This is a genomic window from Acinetobacter lwoffii (genome assembly GCF_024129355.1).
GTDB lineage: Bacteria > Pseudomonadota > Gammaproteobacteria > Pseudomonadales > Moraxellaceae > Acinetobacter > Acinetobacter lwoffii_I.
Genome location: NZ_JAMXXP010000007.1, coordinates 62,209 through 79,896 on the forward strand (window position 1 = coordinate 62,209; position 17,688 = coordinate 79,896).

12 protein-coding genes are annotated in these 17,688 nt (G+C 42.4%); 5 read left to right on the forward strand and 7 right to left on the reverse strand.

Features of this window, described 5'->3' with window-relative positions; all coding sequences use genetic code 11:
• Nucleotides 1–129 precede the first annotated feature (129 nt).
• Complete coding sequence (gene pepN, locus NI468_RS05945; RefSeq protein ID WP_253100698.1) at nt 130–2,736, reverse strand: aminopeptidase N; 2,607 nt, start codon at nt 2,734–2,736, stop codon at nt 130–132.
• A 361-nt stretch (nt 2,737–3,097) separates the two neighbouring features.
• Here pepN and NI468_RS05950 point away from each other — a divergent pair, with 361 nt between their 5' ends.
• The 3 genes from NI468_RS05950 (at nt 3,098) to thiM (ending at nt 5,557) form a co-directional block, all read left to right on the forward strand.
• A complete protein-coding gene (locus tag NI468_RS05950) occupies nt 3,098–3,355 on the forward strand; it encodes a hypothetical protein (protein WP_004278839.1) in 258 nt (85 codons plus the stop codon).
• Nucleotides 3,356–3,516: 161 nt separating this feature from the next.
• Complete coding sequence (locus NI468_RS05955; protein WP_253100625.1) at nt 3,517–4,677, forward strand: hypothetical protein; 1,161 nt, start codon at nt 3,517–3,519, stop codon at nt 4,675–4,677.
• A 40-nt stretch (nt 4,678–4,717) separates the two neighbouring features.
• Complete coding sequence (thiM, locus tag NI468_RS05960; protein WP_253100628.1) at nt 4,718–5,557, forward strand: hydroxyethylthiazole kinase; 840 nt, start codon at nt 4,718–4,720, stop codon at nt 5,555–5,557.
• 570 nt (nt 5,558–6,127) lie between these two features.
• On the opposite strand, the gene NI468_RS05965 is transcribed toward thiM, so the two are convergent.
• On the reverse strand, nt 6,128–7,651 hold the full coding sequence (locus NI468_RS05965) for a TerC family protein (RefSeq protein ID WP_005247303.1): 1,524 nt from the start codon (nt 7,649–7,651) through the stop codon (nt 6,128–6,130).
• A gap of 741 nt (nt 7,652–8,392) precedes the next feature.
• Between NI468_RS05965 and NI468_RS05970 the strand changes: the two genes are divergently transcribed.
• Complete coding sequence (locus tag NI468_RS05970; RefSeq protein ID WP_004278843.1) at nt 8,393–8,857, forward strand: MarR family winged helix-turn-helix transcriptional regulator; 465 nt, start codon at nt 8,393–8,395, stop codon at nt 8,855–8,857.
• A gap of 77 nt (nt 8,858–8,934) precedes the next feature.
• Here the strand turns inward: NI468_RS05970 and NI468_RS05975 are convergent, their stop codons facing one another.
• The 5 genes from NI468_RS05975 to NI468_RS05995 all read right to left on the reverse strand — a co-directional run bounded on the left by NI468_RS05975 (nt 8,935) and on the right by NI468_RS05995 (nt 16,041).
• Nucleotides 8,935–9,597, reverse strand: coding sequence for an SOS response-associated peptidase family protein (locus NI468_RS05975; RefSeq protein WP_005247305.1), 663 nt, complete (start codon nt 9,595–9,597; stop codon nt 8,935–8,937).
• A gap of 92 nt (nt 9,598–9,689) precedes the next feature.
• Nucleotides 9,690–11,138, reverse strand: coding sequence for an aldehyde dehydrogenase family protein (locus NI468_RS05980; RefSeq protein ID WP_253100631.1), 1,449 nt, complete (start codon nt 11,136–11,138; stop codon nt 9,690–9,692).
• Nucleotides 11,139–11,265: 127 nt separating this feature from the next.
• Nucleotides 11,266–13,431 (reverse strand): malate synthase G, encoded by a 2,166-nt coding sequence (locus NI468_RS05985; RefSeq protein ID WP_253100634.1) that lies wholly within the window; start codon nt 13,429–13,431, stop codon nt 11,266–11,268.
• 366 nt (nt 13,432–13,797) lie between these two features.
• Nucleotides 13,798–14,949: a cell division protein ZapE gene (zapE, locus tag NI468_RS05990; protein WP_005252217.1), complete on the reverse strand. Its 1,152-nt coding sequence runs from the start codon at nt 14,947–14,949 to the stop codon at nt 13,798–13,800.
• A gap of 84 nt (nt 14,950–15,033) precedes the next feature.
• Nucleotides 15,034–16,041 carry a helix-turn-helix domain-containing protein gene (locus tag NI468_RS05995; RefSeq protein ID WP_253100637.1) on the reverse strand — a complete coding sequence of 336 codons (1,008 nt, stop codon included), beginning with the start codon at nt 16,039–16,041 and terminating at the stop codon, nt 15,034–15,036.
• A gap of 219 nt (nt 16,042–16,260) precedes the next feature.
• Here NI468_RS05995 and NI468_RS06000 point away from each other — a divergent pair, with 219 nt between their 5' ends.
• Entirely contained in the window at nt 16,261–17,682 is a 1,422-nt protein-coding gene (locus NI468_RS06000) for a flavin-containing monooxygenase (RefSeq protein WP_253100701.1), read from the forward strand.
• Nucleotides 17,683–17,688 lie beyond the last annotated feature (6 nt).

Consider the following 17,688-nt stretch of genomic DNA (forward strand, 5'->3'; position numbering starts at 1 on the left):
ATACTGTAACACCCTTTAGTACTTACCTAAGCCTTTAGAGAAATTCAACTGTATTTAAAGCCAGCGTTTGAAATAAACAGGAAATAAAAAACCGGATCAGGTCGATCCGGTTATTTATGAATATTGATGTTATACGCTGAGCATACTATTGAGTGTCTCAGACACATTTTTAGATTTAACCAGTGGCTTTAAGGTTTCAAGCTGTGCTTTCACTTCACTGCGTTGCGGTTCTGCCAAGGTATACCAGCGTGACAATACCTGTAGCAAACGTGAGCCTACAATCGGATTTTTCTCGTCCAGATATTTTGCCAGTCCAATAAAATGCTGCACGCCAAAGCTCCAGGTATTGACCGGATTAGCATTCAGCCCCCCGCTCACTGCACGGATACGGTTAGGCACAGCCAGATCATAATCCGGATGCTGGGTCAGATACGCAATCGTTGCATCCGTTGCTTTTGGATGTGCTGCCTGAACCATAAACCATTGGTCTAAAGACAAGGCTTCATCTTCAAAGCGGCTATAGAAATCTGCCAAAGCTTCTTCTGCTTGTGGTGCATCATTCCAGACCAAGACTTTCAGCGCACCCAAACGTTCAGACATATTGCCTGTGTGATATTGCTCATGGGCTAAATCAAAGGCAAATGCATCTCCCTGACGAGCAATCATCGTCAGCATGATGTTTCTTAAGGCGCGCACGCCCATTGCTTGCGAGAATTCAGATTGTAGATCAGGATCCAGATTGAGATAAGTTTCTTTCGCTGTTTCCCCAAATGCGCGTGCCAAGGTATGCAGCAAAGCCTCACGTTTTTCCTGAATCATGACTGGATTATAATCCTGATCAATACGGCTACCTAAATAACCTTCAGACGGCACATCAAACAGACGTGATGCCAACAGCGGATCTTTCTCAATCACATCCGGCAAGGTATTGAGCATAGCCTCGATATAAATTTCTGCAGGCTGGTCATCCAGCAAGATACGCTCGAGTAAGGTCTGAGTTGCTTGCCACTGGTTAAAACCATTCGTTTCATATTGCAACAGGAAAGCCAGCTCTTTTTCTGAATAGTCAAAGTCCAGATTCACTGGTGCAGAGAAATTACGCAGCAAGGACACCACTGGTTTTGCTGTCACACCGCTAAATTCGATCGTTGCCTCATCCTGATCAAACAGATACACGCCATCTTTCACGCCATTTTCAAAGAGTGCCTCAGAGTTCAACGTTAGCTGCTCACCTGTTTCAGCATCAAACAATGCCAAAGCGACTGGAATGGGTACTGCTTTCAGATTTGGATATTTAGCATGGGTTTTCAGGCTTTGCTTAAAGCTGAGGCGATAGATTTGGGTCTCTACATCATATTCAGCTTTTGCTTGAAGTTTAGGCGTACCCGGCTGGTTATACCAGGTCAGGAAATTTGAAAGATCCACACCTGAACCTGCTGTTAGTGCAGCCACCCAATCCTCAACCGTTACCGCCTGACCATCATGACGGCGGAAATATTCATCGGTTCCCTGACGGAATTTTTCCTTGCCAAGCAAGGTCGCCATCATGCGGTTAATTTCCGCACCTTTTTCATAAACGGTGGCGGTATAGAAGTTGTTAATTTCTACAAAATGATCCGGACGCGGTGGATGTGACAATGGGCCTGAATCTTCCGGGAACTGATGTGCTTTCAGAACTGCCACATCATCAATACGCTGTACTGCAGCCGACTGTAAATCTTCCGAGAAAGACTGATCACGGAATACGGTCAAGCCTTCTTTCAGACACAACTGGAACCAGTCACGACAGGTAATCCGGTTACCAGTCCAGTTATGGAAATATTCATGCGCAATGACTGACTGCACTCGCATGATAGCAGCATCAGTGGTGTACTCTTCATCGGCCAGCACACATGAAGTATTGAAGATATTCAGACCTTTATTTTCCATGGCACCCATGTTGAATGCACTGGTCGCCACGATCATGTAGTTATCCAGATCATAAGGCAGACCATAATGCTCCTCATCCCAGCGCATGGAATGTTTGAGCGCTTCCATGGCGATCTTGCATTTTGGAATATCTTTTTCTTCTGCGTAGATTTCCAGAGCTACATTGCGGCCTTCCGATGTGATATAGGAATCTTTCATCACTGCCAAATCACCAATGACACAGGCGAACAAATAGCTCGGTTTCTTGGTCGGGTCCTGCCAGATGGCATAATGACGGTTGGCATCGACTTCACCGGTTTCTAGCAGGTTACCATTCGCGAGCAAGACCGGATATTTCTTGTCTGCTTCGACACGCGTCGTAAAGACTGACAACACATCTGGACGGTCTGGATAGAAAGTAATTTTACGGAACCCTTCTGGTTCATTTTGGGTCACAAACAGATCTGAACTAGCCTGATATAAACCTTCCAGCATAGTATTACTTTCAGGATGAATTTTAACCACAATTTCAAGCAACACTTGATCAGGTGCATTGGCAATGACCAGCTGTTCAGCATCCAAGTGGTAGTCACTGGCATTCAGGGTTTGACCATTTAACTTAATCGATTGCAGCTCTAGATCGCGGCCAAGCAGAACCAGATCGCCAGCAGTTTGGCGCTGCATCTCCAGCTTGCTGCTGACCAGACTGTGGTCACTATAGACTTGAATATTCAGGTCGATGGAATCAACAATAAAGGAAGGTTTTTGATAGTCTTTTAAATAAATGGTTTGATCCGCTTCGATCACCGGGTTTGCCGCAATATTCATGTCCTGTCCTAATCTTTTATCGTGTTCGACATTGTTCATGTCAAAATCATACGCCAAGTTTTAAACGCTGTCTGTGCATTTGTATTGTTAGATCTAATATGGGCATTTCATGCACCACTTTCAATGCATTCTGCCTAATTGAGCAGCACTCGACTCTACATAAGAAATATCTGTGCCATAAAAATAGTCAGGATCATAATTTCTTAAATTTTCATAAATCACTGATTTAAAAATATATAATTTTATTTGCTGAGTACCGAATAAATTCTGATTAATAAATGAGCACACTTCTTGCTACAGTTAAACTGTGTTTTTCCACACTTCCAATGAAAGAATAATGATAACGATGATGAGGTGAGCCATGTATTTAAAACAGCATGTTGTACGGATCGAAAATATCAAAACTTTGCAGACCCTGGATCAGGCCAATATTGACCATAAAGTGATTGCCCTATTGATGAGCTGTGAAGGCATTCCGCTTCAGGCCCATGAAGTGACTGCCATTCTCAACACCTACGATGCACTCGGTGCCAAAAAAGTGCCCTCTAAAAAGGTTCAGGCCTTAATTCATGCCAAACATCGCGGCGAGGAGGATGACACATTACCCTGCCCGGTTTAAAAAGCGTCATTTCATGTTTTTAAAATCAGAGCTACTTCGGTAGCTCTTCTCCTGTTTGGGTGACTAATTTTGATTTAGAAAAATTGCACCAGTCCACTACGTTTGCATCTCATCAGCCGTGTATAATCAAATGCCCGTCCATTCTAGAGTTGCTCGCGACCATGGTATTCAGTGTTCTGCAAAAACAGCTTGATGAAAGTACCCACTGTCCGCTGTGTAAGGCATCGATGTATTGGATTGAGGCAGAGCAATATGATCAGGAACTGAGCTATCACGAATGCAGCCATTGTCAGCATCAGCTGTATTCCGATCAAAAGCACAATTGTTATTGCGACCACTGTCTGGCGCAGCGTAAACGCATGCTCAAGGAAGTCCGTTTACAGGAAAACCGTCAATATCATAAAAAACAGGATCGACCGGTTCTTGAGCTGAATCAGCTCAGTTTTATCAATAAACTGTTTTTACTCGCGATTCTGGATGAACAGGTTCAGGAATATAGCCAGCACCGCGAATATATTGACTGGCATCAAATTCGATATTATTCCATCAGTCCCAACTATCTGTTTCAGCATGGTCTGGTGAAAAGCCTGATCCGGGATCAGGTTCTGATTCCCAAAGATCTCCAGCAGGAAAATCAGCATTATTATATTAATGTGCGACTGGATGGCTATTCTGAACCGACCCTGTTCAGCATTACCCAGCAGCTGCGCAATTGGTTTTATCAGAACCTGAGCCAAGGTGTGCCCTTTAAAAGTGCAGATGAAGTCAAAGATGCACTCTATTGCCTGCTGTATGAAGAAATCATTCAGTTTGCTCAATTCTATTGCCGTAGCTGGAATGTGCAGATTGCCGGAAATCAGAGCTTTCAGACCTTTTGCTATCGTCTTTTGGATGTACTGGCTGTAGGCCAGATTTATTATCTGGTACAAACGGGACTTGAATATCTGTACAAACAAAAAGCCCTCAAGCCTCGCAATGAAAACTTTATTAATACCAATCTGCTGAAAAAAACCTTGCAGCAGTACCGCGAACGTTCAGTTACAGAAAAATGGGAAACCTCTACTTTGCCTCGACCACCTCAACTGGCATTTAGCAAGATGAGCGAAATCTTGTTTTACCGTTTTCTGGGCTATGATGAAAATATCTTCTTTCAGCCGGTGTGGCGTTCGTGGCATAAGATCGAACCTCGCCTGAAATTTTATTCCCAAAAACGTTGTATGCACTGCGGCTCACAGGAACTGTCGGTGGATTATGATGCCAGTGATTATGTCAGCCTGTTCTGTCGTAGCTGCAAGCATCAAGACCACTATTTTACCCGCTGACCGAATACAACGAATATTTCTCTTCTTCTAAATAACCACGATGACTACTTCGATGCAAGCACTACAGCAAACGCTTCTGGATCAGATCTGTGAGGCCTGGTTGAAACTTCAGCAACAGCAGCCCCTGGTACATATAATGACCAATACGGTGGCCAGTAACTATGTCGCCAATATTGTACTGGCTGCACATGCATCTCCGGCTATGATCGACAATCCGTTTGAAGCTGAAAGTTTTGCCAAGATTGCTGCAGCGATCAGTCTGAATCTGGGTACACCAACTACCGAGCAGGTTCAGGCGATGCAGATTGCTGCGAAAACTGCACATCAATTGCAAAAACCCTGGGTGCTTGATCCGGTCGGTTATGGAACAGTTCTGCGCTGGCGTTCTGGCGTCGTAGATCAGTTGATGCATTCCCAGCCTACGATTTTACGAGGCAATGCTTCTGAAATTGGTGCTTTGGCTGGCAAGCAAATCGAATCCAAAGGTGTCGACAGCACAGTAGACAGTGCAGATGTGTATTTACAGGCGCGAAGTTTGCTGGATCATTGTGAATGTATCGCAATCTCCGGTGAATCTGATTACATTATTTCGAAAGACTATCCTGTGATACAGGTGTCAGGCGGTTCTGCTTTACAGCCCCGAATCACGGCGATGGGATGTGCGCTCGGTGCACTGATTGCTGCATATAGTGCAGTAACGTCTCCCGTCCTTGCTGCATTGACTGCGCATGTACATTTTGCAATTGCCGGTCAATTGGCATTTGAACGCGCACAACAGTTAGGCTGTTTTAATGTCGCCTTTCTGGATGAAATCCATCAACTCAATACTGAAACAATCCGACAATACGCCAACTTTAAAATTCTGCCAGAATCCATTTAGTTTACGGGTCACTTCATGGGTGTTTATTCTCTTTAATAGATAAACATCCCTATTTAGATTGATCCTGCTCATTTGCTCTATTGACCTCATTAGAAATGTTTTGTCTAGCTCTTTCGGAGATCATTTTTGAGTAGTTTTATTCTGAACTGAGTAGGCTTCATGCAACTTATCTAGTGATTTCCACACAAACGGTTTCCATTTTACTTAAGATCTGTTTGCATCATGCAAATCTAGTTCATGTGAATTGTAGTTCAATTTTTTGTCAGTATTTAAATATGACTTTTAAGTTTTGATTAACAGGTTACATGAATCAATATTTGATGCTTGATCATGCTTATTTTCGATTGCTGAATTGACTTTTTCGGCTTCAAAATCTCACTGCAATATCCGGATATTCAGTTCAATCGGGAACATGACTAATAGTATGAATAAACTGATAAAAATCAGTTTAAACGAAGGCTCATATTATTTTAATGAGCCACATTCAACAGACATGCATTAAAAAAGCCAGCTGCCACTAAAGCAACTGACTTTTAGAATTTGAACAAATAACGTGTTTAAAACACCTGTTTAACCTACGTAATGAATGCTGACCGACTTGATACGATTGCTTTCAATTTCAGTGACTTTGAACTGCACACCTTGATAATTTAACTCGGTGCCCACTTCAACCGTACTGTTGGTTTTATCCAGAATCAAACCCGCCACACTGATATAACCGGCATCTTCATCAATCAGATCAATCATGCCAAGCTCAAGCTCAAGCTGATAAAGATCTAACATGCCCGATGCAATCCAGTGCGTATCATCGATTTTAACTAGATCTAGCTGTTCGTCTGCATCCGGGAATTCACCAGCAATTGCTTCAAATACATCTAGCGGTGAAATCAGACCCTGTACATTACCAAACTCGTCGCTCACCAAGACCAAAGAACCTTTAGAAGTACGCAAGGTATTAATCGCATCAATAACTTTCATCTTTTCAAAGATATAAATTGGGCGATGACGTTTAATCAGTGCTTTTAATTCTTCCGGCTCTTCCAGTACATCCAATAATTCTTTGGCACGTACTACGCTAATCACCTTATCTAGGCTACCGCGACATACCGGGAACAGACTGTGTGGAACAGACAGAATTTTTTCACGGATCTGTTCTGGGCTATCTTCCAGATCAACCCATGAAATCTGACCGCGCGGCGTCATGATCGAAGCGACTGAACGCTCTGCAAGGGTAAGCACCCCACCAATCATATAGCGTTCTTCATCTGCAAAGGTTTCTTGTGCCTGATTATTTTGACTGTCGGTCGTCTCTAGCTTGCCACCCATTAACTTCAGGATCGAGTCAGCCGTACGATGACGCAAAGGAATCTTGGATTCATGTTTAGCAGCATTACGCTGACCGAACTGGTTGAATGCTTCGATTATGATCGCAACACCAATACCTGAATAGATATAGCCTTTTGGAATATGGAAACCAAAACCTTCTGCAATCAGGCTGATACCAATCAAAAGTAGGAAGCTTAAACACAGAATCACCACGGTTGGATGGCGATTCACAAAGTTGGTCAATGGTTTCGATGCCAGTAGCATCACGCCCATTGCAACAATCATGGCAGCCATCATGACATAAATATTGTCGACCATACCAATGGCGGTAATCACTGAATCTAAAGAGAAAACAGCATCTAAAACAACAATCTGTGCAACAACAGCAGTGAAACTTGCATATACCACATTGGTAGACACTGTGACTTCAGGTTTACCTTCAATCTTTTCATGCAGCTCAGTAACGGCCTTATACACCAGGAACAAGCCACCAAATAACAAGATCAGGTCCCGACCGGAGAAGGTCCAGTCAAACACAGTAATCAATGGTTGTGTCAAAGTGACCAACCAGGCAATGGCAAATAACAGGCCTAGACGCATGAATAATGCGAGAGACAAACCAATAACACGTGCTTTATCGCGTTGTTCAGGAGGAAGTTTTTCAGCCAGAATGGCAATGAAGACTAGGTTATCAATACCTAAAACAATTTCAAGAATAATAAGAGTAATTAAACCTACCCAGATTCCGGGATCTAATAAAAATTCCATTAGAGAATGACCCCGTTCGAGTAAGCTAGAAATAGAGATGGAAGATCAACGCACGGCGAGGGATCCATTAAAATTTAACCTATGCAACTTAAGACTATTCCATTATGCATAAACTGAGTATTTTGTAATGTATTAATTTACAAAAAAATTACATGATCATGATTTTATTGAGACTTTTATGATCAACTGATTGATGCTGAAACTGATTAATTTTAATTTTTTCTACATCATTTATTCGAATTGAATTAAAAATAAACAGAATTTAGTTTGATTAGACCATTACTTTTAAGGTCACTTAAAGATTAGAGCATAAACTATTTTTTTATTGAAAGAACAATCACTTAAAAATATAGCTGTAAATAATCATTTACTATATTGACTAAAACCACTCAATCACCCTATATTTCTTAAATCGATTAATTTATTGAAATACAATTATTTGCATTAAAACCTATTCAGACAGGCTGCTTAAGAACAATAAAAAGTCTTGGAAAACATTTCTACTCACGAAATACATAATGAGGAATTAAATTTATACAAAATATTATCGCCTTTCATCCGATTTTAAAGAACAGTCTCCGCGCCAGATAAGGCTCACATGCAGAACTGATCAACTCCTTGGGATGTTAAGCAAAACTAAAAGTGTTAGCGCTTTAACATTTTTAAAATAAAGGTTGAAATATGCATAAACTTTTTCATAAAATGAAAGGGCCCTAGAAAAATAAATACAAGGAACATTTCATGACTAAGAAATATGCAAAATTTTTGCCGTGTACGGAAGAATTTAATTTAGAAAACTTTCCATATTATTGGGTAACTCAGGTTCATGCTCAATACGTCGTTAATGTCGATCATGCACTAAAAAAGTATGGTGTTGACAATTCCCGCCGCCGCATCCTTCTTGCACTAAAAGCCAAACCGCATGCCAGTGTTTCTGATTTGTCAGAGATGGTTGTTTCTAAAATGTCGACCACGACTAAAATTGTCTACCGCTTAAAAGACGAAGGTCTGGTTGAAACCTATTCATGTGAGGATGACGCACGGATTACCCGAGTATTTTTGACTGACAAAGGCATGCAAATGACACATAAGATCAATGATCTGACCAATGTCGTACTGGAACAGTCATTTGAAGGCCTGACGCCTTTGCAAATTGAAAAAACCATGGAAAGTTTACGTCATATTTTCAAAAATTTAGCTCGTTAAAGACCTACTTTTTATTTTAAATAGACGCTGGCGAATTGGTGCATACTTTATAATAATAAATAATTCGCCAGAGCTTTCTAAAAATCAAAAAAGTTCAGTTGTGGACTGACTTTTTTGATTTTTTCTTTTGGTACATGTGAGCATTCAAAATCTTCTACCGGAAAGCCCTCTACAAAGCTACGAATATCCGGATGCCTTAGCGTTAGCCATTCTTGCAGTCGCTGCTGTGGAATCACAATAACCGAGCGTTTGATATTACCCGGCTCATGAAACTCCTTCATCATGGGATGGTCAATTGCATCCATGGTAATCATACTGGCAGAGCGTACAATTTCCCCTTGTACCCGAGCAATCTCATACACAGCTGCAATAAAAGTCGCCTGACCATCTTTACGTCTTACACCCCAACGCTGCGGTTTATTGTCAAAATATTTGGACTCATAAAATTCCGATACCGGAATGACGCCAAAATGACATTTGGCAGTGGCCTCAGCAAAAGTGGGCTTTTGCAGTAAGGTTTCATTTCTGGCGTTATAGGTCTTGGTGCCTATAGTTTTGTCTTCTGCCCATTTCGGAATGAGTCCAAAATTCACGGAACGCCATTCCAGTCCTTGAGCGGAATGAAATAAAAGTGGTGTAGCATAATTGGGATAGACCTCCTCTGGATATTCAAAAGGAATTTCTGGCAATCCCAGGTTATGCAACTGTTCTAAGGTTAAAGGCTTAAAGTTGGCACACATGGTTCATATATGTAAATCATTCGACCATAAGATTATAGCGTGATGCCAAGTCGAAGCCTGTCGTATTTCTATAGTTTTAGGCGCATTGCCTGTTATGAATTCGGTACAGTCAACCAATGTGTTCGGGTAAACTCCTCAAAAATCCAGCGGCCATTAAAACGACCCAATCCTGAATTTTTTTCGCCGCCAAAGGGTGCATTTGACTGGTCTGCTACACTAATGCCATTAATATGCGTCATACCAATATCCAGTTGTGCGGCAAAAGCAGTGCCTCGATCGATGTTTGAAGTACATACTGCACTGGATAAGCCAAACTCGGTCGCATTGGCTAGGTTTAAAGCATGCGCTTCATCCCGGGCTTTTAAGATAGGTAAAATCGGACCGAAGCTTTCTTGCTGCGCCAGATCGGAATCTTCCGCGACATCAATAAAAATATGTGGATAGACCAGATTCCCTTCAATTCCTCCTTCATAGACCAGTTGTGCGCCCTGCTCGCTGCCTGTTTGAATGATCTGTTGATGCTTTTCAACCTGACTCTGGTTAATGATTGGACCAATCACTGTATCTTCCAGATTTGGATCACCCACCGGAATTATTTTGATCCGATCCAGGAGCTTATCTACATAAGCATCATGAATAGAGGCATCGACAATGACCCGGTTAGTACTCATGCAAATTTGTCCCTGATGCATAAAACGCCCCATCAGCGTTAGTTCAACCGCAAGATCAAGATCGGCATCATCCAGAATGACCAAAGGTGCATTGCCACCCAGTTCAAGTGCCAGACGTTTGATTCTCGAACTGGCTAGAGCCTTACTGCCAACACTTTTTCCCACTTCGGTGGAGCCGGTAAATGAAATCATTTTCGGCACTGAATGCTCAACAAAATAATCCCCGATTTCACTGCCAGCACCGGCAACAATATTCAGTGCACCTGCAGGCAAACCTGCCTCTTCAAATAATTTACCAATTAAGGTGCCGCCAGTCACTGGTGTATCACTGGCTGGCTTCAGCACAACGGTATTACCACAGGCAATTGCAGTTGCCACTGAACGTAAGGATAAATGAAATGGAAAGTTCCATGGACTAATGACAGCAATCACGCCTAAGGGCTTGCGCAAAACCATACTTTTACGTGCCGGATCCTTACTTTCCAGCTGTTCTGTTTGGATCCAGTCTGGAAAAGCCAGACTTTCCTGAATGATGCCCAGAGCAGCATCCACCTCAACGCCGGCTTTAATGCGCGTACTGCCTGATTCAATAATGAGCCAGTCAATGATTTCGTCCCGACGCTGCTGAATGATCGCGATTAAATTTTGCAGCACTGTTTTACGTACTTCAATGGATTTCAAGCCCCCTTGCTGGAAAGCCTGCTCTGCTGCGGTATAAGCACTGTCGACATCGACAGAACTGGCAGCTGCCATGCTAAAAATTTCGCTCTGGGTATAGGGGTTGATATTTTTTATTGTTCTGGTTGAAGTACCAGCTTGCCACTGACCATGAATAAACTGCTGGTCTAAATTTTGATATACCGTTGTCATTTTATTGTTTCCTCGCATGCTTTGCCCCACTTTAAAAGTTCGGCTGGAAAATTTCTAGTCAGAACGACAGCGGCTTACCATTAGACAATAAAAAAGCCTCCGAAGAGGCTTTTTAAGCTAGACAGGATTAATCACCTTTATAACCTTTTAACTTTAAACGCGCTGCATGTAGAAGCGGCTCAGTATAACCTGATGGCTGCTCACCACCTTTAAAGATCAGGTCAGATGCTGCCTGGAATGCAATATTGTTGGCAAAGTCAGCAGACATTGGCGTATACAGTGGATCATTGGTATTTTGCTCATCCACAATTTTCGCCATACGTTGCATGACTTCTTCTACTTGCTCACGACTTACGATACCGTGACGCAACCAGTTCGCAACGTGTTGTGAAGAAATACGTAGAGTTGCACGGTCTTCCATTAAACCGACATCATTGATGTCTGGCACTTTAGAACAACCTACACCCAAATCTACCCAACGAACGACATAACCCAAGATACCTTGACAGTTATTTTCGAGTTCTTTGGTTTTTTCTTCTTCAGACCAGTTAGTGTCTTTCGCCAATGGCGGTGTCAACAAATCATCTAGAGATAAAGGCTGAGTCGACAATAGTTCTTGCTGACGGTCTGCAACATTAATCTGGTGATAGTGAATCGCGTGGATCACCGCACCTGTAGGTGATGGAACCCATGCACAGCTCGCACCCGCTTCAGGATGTTCAGTTTTGGTTTTGTACATGTCAAGCAGCATGTCTGGCTTTGGCCACATGCCTTTACCGATTTGTGCTTTGCCACGTAAACCTGCTTGCAGACCGATCATCACGTTACGGTTTTCATAAGCCGGGAACCAGATTTGGCCTTTTACTTCGCCTTTACGAACGAATGGACCAGCTTCCATAAAGGTATGGATTTCATCACCGGTACGGTCCATGAAACCTGTATTGATGAAGATAGTACGATCTTTGGCTTGTGCAATACAGTTCTTCAAGTTCACAGAAGTACGGCGTTCTTCATCCATGATCCCGATTTTTAAAGTTTTTGCAGGTAAGCCAAGTGCCTGTTCGGCACGTTCAAACAATTCAACGGCAAATGCCACTTCTTCAGGACCATGCATTTTCGGCTTAACGATATACATTGAACCTTGACGCGAGTTCTTGATCGTGTTTTCACCTTTGATGTCTGCAAAAGACAACAATGGCGTAACCAATGCATCCATGATGCCTTCATAGATTTCTGCGCCATCTACCAGAATCGCAGGGTTTGTCATTAAATGACCAACATTACGCAGCAACATCAATGAACGGCCGTGAACTTTAGTTTCACCACCTTCTACATTTTTGAAAGTACGGTCTTCATTCAGTTTACGGGTAACAGTTTTACCGTTTTTCTCAATAGACTCTTCTAAAGTACCTTTCATCAGGCCTAACCAGTTACGGTAGCCTTCTACTTTCTCTTCAGCATCAACAGCTGCAATCGAGTCTTCCAAGTCCTGAATGGTCGTAACCGCAGCTTCAAGAACTACATCTTTTACACCAGCGGCATCAGTTTGGCCAATCGGGCTGCTGGCATCAATTTGCACAATAGCGTGCAGGCCATTATTTTTAAATACGATTTCAGTCGGTGCTGAAGCTTCGCCATTGTAGCCAACGAATTTAGCTGCATCTGCCACAGTTGTTTTTGAACCGTCTTTTAGGGTAACAACCAGTGCATTAGCTTCAACTGCGTATTGAGTTGCATCTGCATGCGAACCTTGTGCCAATGGGAAAGTTTCGTCGAGGAAATTCTTTGCAAATGCGACAACTTTTTCACCACGTTTCGGGTTATAGCCTTTGCCTTTTTCCGCGCCATCTTCTTCAGAGATGACATCGAAGCCATAAAGTGCATCGTACAAAGAACCCCAACGTGCGTTTGCAGCGTTCAGGCAGTAACGTGCATTACGTACCGGTACCACCAACTGTGGACCTGCCAGTACTGCAATCTCTTCGTCTACATTTTCAGTGCTGATTTGAAAATCTTCTACTTCTGGTAACAAGTAGCCAATTTCAGTCAAGAAAGCTTTGTAAGCTTGTAATTCAAATGTGTTATTGCGGTGCCATTCATCAATTTTCGCCTGAATGTCATCACGCTTAGCCAAAAGTGCTTTATTTTTAGGGCTAAGATCAACAACGACTTGTTCAAAGTTTTTCCAGTATGTTTCGCTGTCTAAACCAGAACCTGGTAGTGCTTCATTTTCGATGAAATCGTAAAGTTCTTTAGCAATCGCTAACTTGCCTTTTTGAATACGTGCAGTCATTGTCTTTCCTGATATTGCTACTTTTTATACAAGAGATTCTAGTATACCGATTAAAATCTAGCTGAATAGTATTATCACATTGCTAAATACTGAGCATTTTTTCCAATATGAATACCCTCATAAACATATTTGATCTTTGTCAGTTGCAAATAGATATCATTCTGCTAAATACCTTAATGACAGTGTATAAAGTTTTCGAAATGTAGAAATTAGACTTAAGTTCAGATTTTCGAGTAAAAATTATGCATTCTAATTATACACGATCATATTTAGATCAAGATTAAGCCATGTTTGATCAGGCTTGTCGATAATTTAAGTACCTATTTTTATAAAAAAAGCGCCAGTAAATAACCAGCGCTTTTATTCTTACTCTCCGTTCACGGAGGCGATTTTCTCAATCTGGCGATGTTCAGAATTCAGGTATTCATCCGACTGCATTTCCAGCAAACGGGAACGGGTCCGTTCAATTTCAAAGGCGAGTTTCTCACCTTGATAAATATCCACGATATTATCTTCCGAGGTTAAGAGTAACTTGACGCCGCGGTCATAAAATTCATCGACCAGATAAATAAAACGGCGTGTTCCATCATTCAGAAAATCGGTCAGGTGCGGCACATTACTCACCAAAACCGTATTATAAATATTGGCGATTTCAATAAAATCAGCTGGACTGCGGGGCTTTAAACACAGTTCAGAAAACTCGCACCACAACACATCTTCAGTATGTGACACGGTTTCAACAATACGGTTGTTAATAATAATCGGCTCTTCAGAACAGGTCTGAGTCTGGGTCAAAGCACTAAAACGTTGAGCAATCCAGTTTTTATGATCATGGGTTAATGGGAATTTAAACAGTTGTGCCTGTTTTAGAACCCGTAGACGGTAATCGACTCCGGCATCGACATTTAAGACCACACAGTTTTTCTTGACCAGTTCGATGGTAGGCATAAAACGGTCACGGTGAATGCCGTTCTTATATAAACCGTCCGGTGCGATATTCGAAGTAGCAACCAAAGTAATACCGCGTTCAAATAGCTTCTGGAACAGATCGCTCAGAATCATCGCATCCGTTACGTTGGATACAAAAAATTCATCAAAACAGATGATGACCGCTTCTTTATAAATCCGATCCGCCACGATATCTAGCGGATTACGCTGTCCGGATAATTTGTTTAACTCACGATGCACATGCTGCATAAAATGGTGAAAATGCATCCGGGTTTTACGGCGAAATGGAATCGAATCGTAAAACTGATCCATGAGCCAGGTTTTGCCACGTCCTACTCCGCCCCACATATAGACGCCTTTGGGAGACGTCTGACGACGAAAACGGCGAAATGCTTTTTTCGATGCCTTAAAACGCTGAATCAATTCCAGCCAGACACGATTCAGTTCATGTACTGCCATTGCCTGTGCTTCATCAGGCATAAACTGTCCTGAAGAGATCGCTTGCGCATAACGTTCTGCAGGAGAAATCGGACTAAAAGCGGTGCTGTGCTGTGAATTAAAATCGGACATAGAATTTCGTACTATTTGGGATCAATTTAATTATAGCGGAGTTTAATCAACACGCTATAACACTTTGGCATAAACAAACTTAGGCTATTTTATATATTGCCGAGGACTTTGCCCAAACCAGCGTTTAAAGGCATGGTTAAAAGCGGCCGGCTCGGAATAGCCTAATAATTCTGCAACCATTTCAATCGAATACTGTTTGTATTCAATTAATCGCAAAGCTTTATCTTTAATAATTTCTTCGCGAATCTGCTTATAACTGGTATCACACTGCTGTAACTGATGCCGCAAGGTTCGTTCCGGGATATTCAGTGCTTGTGCTGTTTCAGCCATGCTCGGCATCAGGCCGCTTTGAATTTCCAGATAATCCTGCACGCGCTGCACCACAGTCGGCGTCTGCTCATCCTGTTGCAAACGTTCCAGTTCAGCCAGACATTTGGCTTCATAGACAGCAAAAGTCACCGCATCCGCAGAGGGAATTTTAATATCCAGAACCGCATCATCAAACCAGAATGCTGCCCGAGATGCATCAAACTGTACCTGTGTTCCATAATAATCATGGTAGACCTTTAAGGTATTCAGATCTTCTGGATAGGCAAATGGCAACTCGATCCGCAAATCAGGTTTGGATAAGCCCATCAATTTGTAAATTTCCCGGATAAACTTAAACGTCCCGGAAATCTCCGCCTGTGCCAGCAGCCTTCCCAAATGATCATCCTGCTGCTTGGCTCGATAACACAGCGCGCTATGATGCTCGCTTTGCTGCAAGGCCAACTGACCGGTCAAATGCGTCAACTGCTGAAAACGGATCACCTGATTCAGTGCATCACGTACCGTAGGACTGGTCACCAGCAACATGAGTAAGGGACCATAACCTGCCAAAGCATAATGCTGGCCAATCAATAATCCCTGTTCAGGCGGGATTTCCTGTCCGACCACCTTAAGCACATCATGTTCCAGACTGGGGTGAATCACCGAGCTCGGATCAAAGGCATCTACACGCAGCCCAATGTTTTGCAGTTTCTGATCGACCTCCATGCCAGCCTTACGCATCCCTTGAATCAAATACATCAGACTGAGAACAGAACGTTTCATAACCATACAAATACAATGTGATTGCTCTAGTTGTACTATAAAAATAATGTGTCGGCTATTGCCGATTAGATCAATTTTCTATCTAATCATCAAGGAGCGAATTACGATAAATATCCAACATTAAAATAAGTAAGGAATGTACTGATGCTAGATCATGCCACCGCTACACGTTCCCATCCCCATACCAAAGTTGCCATTATTTGAGCAGGTTTCGGTGGTATCGCCATGGCATTACGTTTACAACAGCATGGTATTTATGATTTTATTATTCTTGAAAAAGGTAGAAATTTTGGCGGAACCTGGCGGGACAATCAGTACCCTGGAGCAGCCTGTGATGTGCAATCACATTTATATTCCTTGTCATTTGCACCGAAAAGCAATTGGTCCAAACGTTATGCGGAAGCACCCGAGATATTTTCTTATATTCAGGATCTGGTGACCGGTTATAACCTGCGTGCTTTTTGCCGTTTAAATACCGAGGTACTAGCAGCACATTACCAGGCAGACCACTGTCTATGGCAATTACAGCTTCAGGATCAAAGTATCCTTGAAGCCCAGTTTGTTATCTTCGCTTCCGGGCCTTTACATATTCCGCAGATTCCACATATTCCAGGTATTGAGAAATTCCAAGGCAAAGTCTTTCATTCTGCGCAATGGGATCGCGCTTATGATCTGACTGGCAAAAATGTCGCATCGATTGGGACAGGTGGCAGTGCCATTCAATATATTCCGGAAATTGCCCCGCAATGCAAACATCTGTATGTCATGCAACGTACTGCGGCTTGGGTCATTCCTCGTGATGAACGTGCCTACCCGAATCTTGAAAAGAAACTCTTTAAAAAATATGACTGGTTTAGAAAGCCACATCGTGCCCGCCTGTATTGGTCAAATGAATCGCGTGTCGTACCGATTGTCAAACCGGGCATTATGAAATTCACCCAAAAACTGGCAGAACTGCTGATTAAATATGAGGTTAAAAATCCTGAATTAGCCAAAAAACTGACTCCCGATTACATCATGGGCTGTAAACGCATTCTGGTCTCGAATAAATACTTCCCAACGTTTAATCGCCATAATGTGGAACTGGTAACCGAGAAGATTCAGGAACTGACTGAACACAGTATCATTACACAAGATGGAAAAGAGCGGCCGATTGACTGTCTGATTTATGGTACCGGATTCATTACTGATCCACATATCTATATGAAGAATTTTCAATGTACCGGGCTCGATGGCATAGAACTGAATGAAGTCTGGAAACAAGGCGCTGAAAGTTATTATGGAATTTGCGTGAAAGACTTTCCAAACCTGTTTCAGTTATTGGGCCCAAATACCTTATTGGCACATAACTCTGTGATTTTTATGATTGAGGCACAAGTCGAATATATTTTGCAATTGATGCAACTGGTCGATCAATCCCAAAGTGATGCCATCATGGTCAAAGACCAGGCACAGGATACATTTAATCAGCAGGTGCAACATATGTTTGAAAAGACTGTGTGGCAATCTGGCTGTGTCAGCTGGTATCAACAGGAAGGCGGCAAGAACTTTGCCTTATGGCCAACTTATACCTGGAAATACTGGCTCAAAACAAAAAAACCAAATGTCGCAGATTATCGATTATTGAATAAAGTCGCCTAAAAGCTT

Bases quoted from the DNA above. Each gene is read 5' to 3' on its own strand.
- pepN (WP_253100698.1), bottom strand. From the start codon at position 2,736: ATGAATATTGCGGCAAACCCGGTGATCGAAGCGGATCAAACCATTTAT.
- NI468_RS05950 (WP_004278839.1), top strand. From the start codon at position 3,098: ATGTATTTAAAACAGCATGTTGTACGGATCGAAAATATCAAAACTTTG.
- NI468_RS05955 (WP_253100625.1), top strand. From the start codon at position 3,517: ATGGTATTCAGTGTTCTGCAAAAACAGCTTGATGAAAGTACCCACTGT.
- thiM (WP_253100628.1), top strand. From the start codon at position 4,718: ATGACTACTTCGATGCAAGCACTACAGCAAACGCTTCTGGATCAGATC.
- NI468_RS05965 (WP_005247303.1), bottom strand. From the start codon at position 7,651: ATGGAATTTTTATTAGATCCCGGAATCTGGGTAGGTTTAATTACTCTT.
- NI468_RS05970 (WP_004278843.1), top strand. From the start codon at position 8,393: ATGACTAAGAAATATGCAAAATTTTTGCCGTGTACGGAAGAATTTAAT.
- NI468_RS05975 (WP_005247305.1), bottom strand. From the start codon at position 9,597: ATGTGTGCCAACTTTAAGCCTTTAACCTTAGAACAGTTGCATAACCTG.
- NI468_RS05980 (WP_253100631.1), bottom strand. From the start codon at position 11,138: ATGACAACGGTATATCAAAATTTAGACCAGCAGTTTATTCATGGTCAG.
- NI468_RS05985 (WP_253100634.1), bottom strand. From the start codon at position 13,431: ATGACTGCACGTATTCAAAAAGGCAAGTTAGCGATTGCTAAAGAACTT.
- zapE (WP_005252217.1), bottom strand. From the start codon at position 14,949: ATGTCCGATTTTAATTCACAGCACAGCACCGCTTTTAGTCCGATTTCT.
- NI468_RS05995 (WP_253100637.1), bottom strand. From the start codon at position 16,041: ATGAAACGTTCTGTTCTCAGTCTGATGTATTTGATTCAAGGGATGCGT.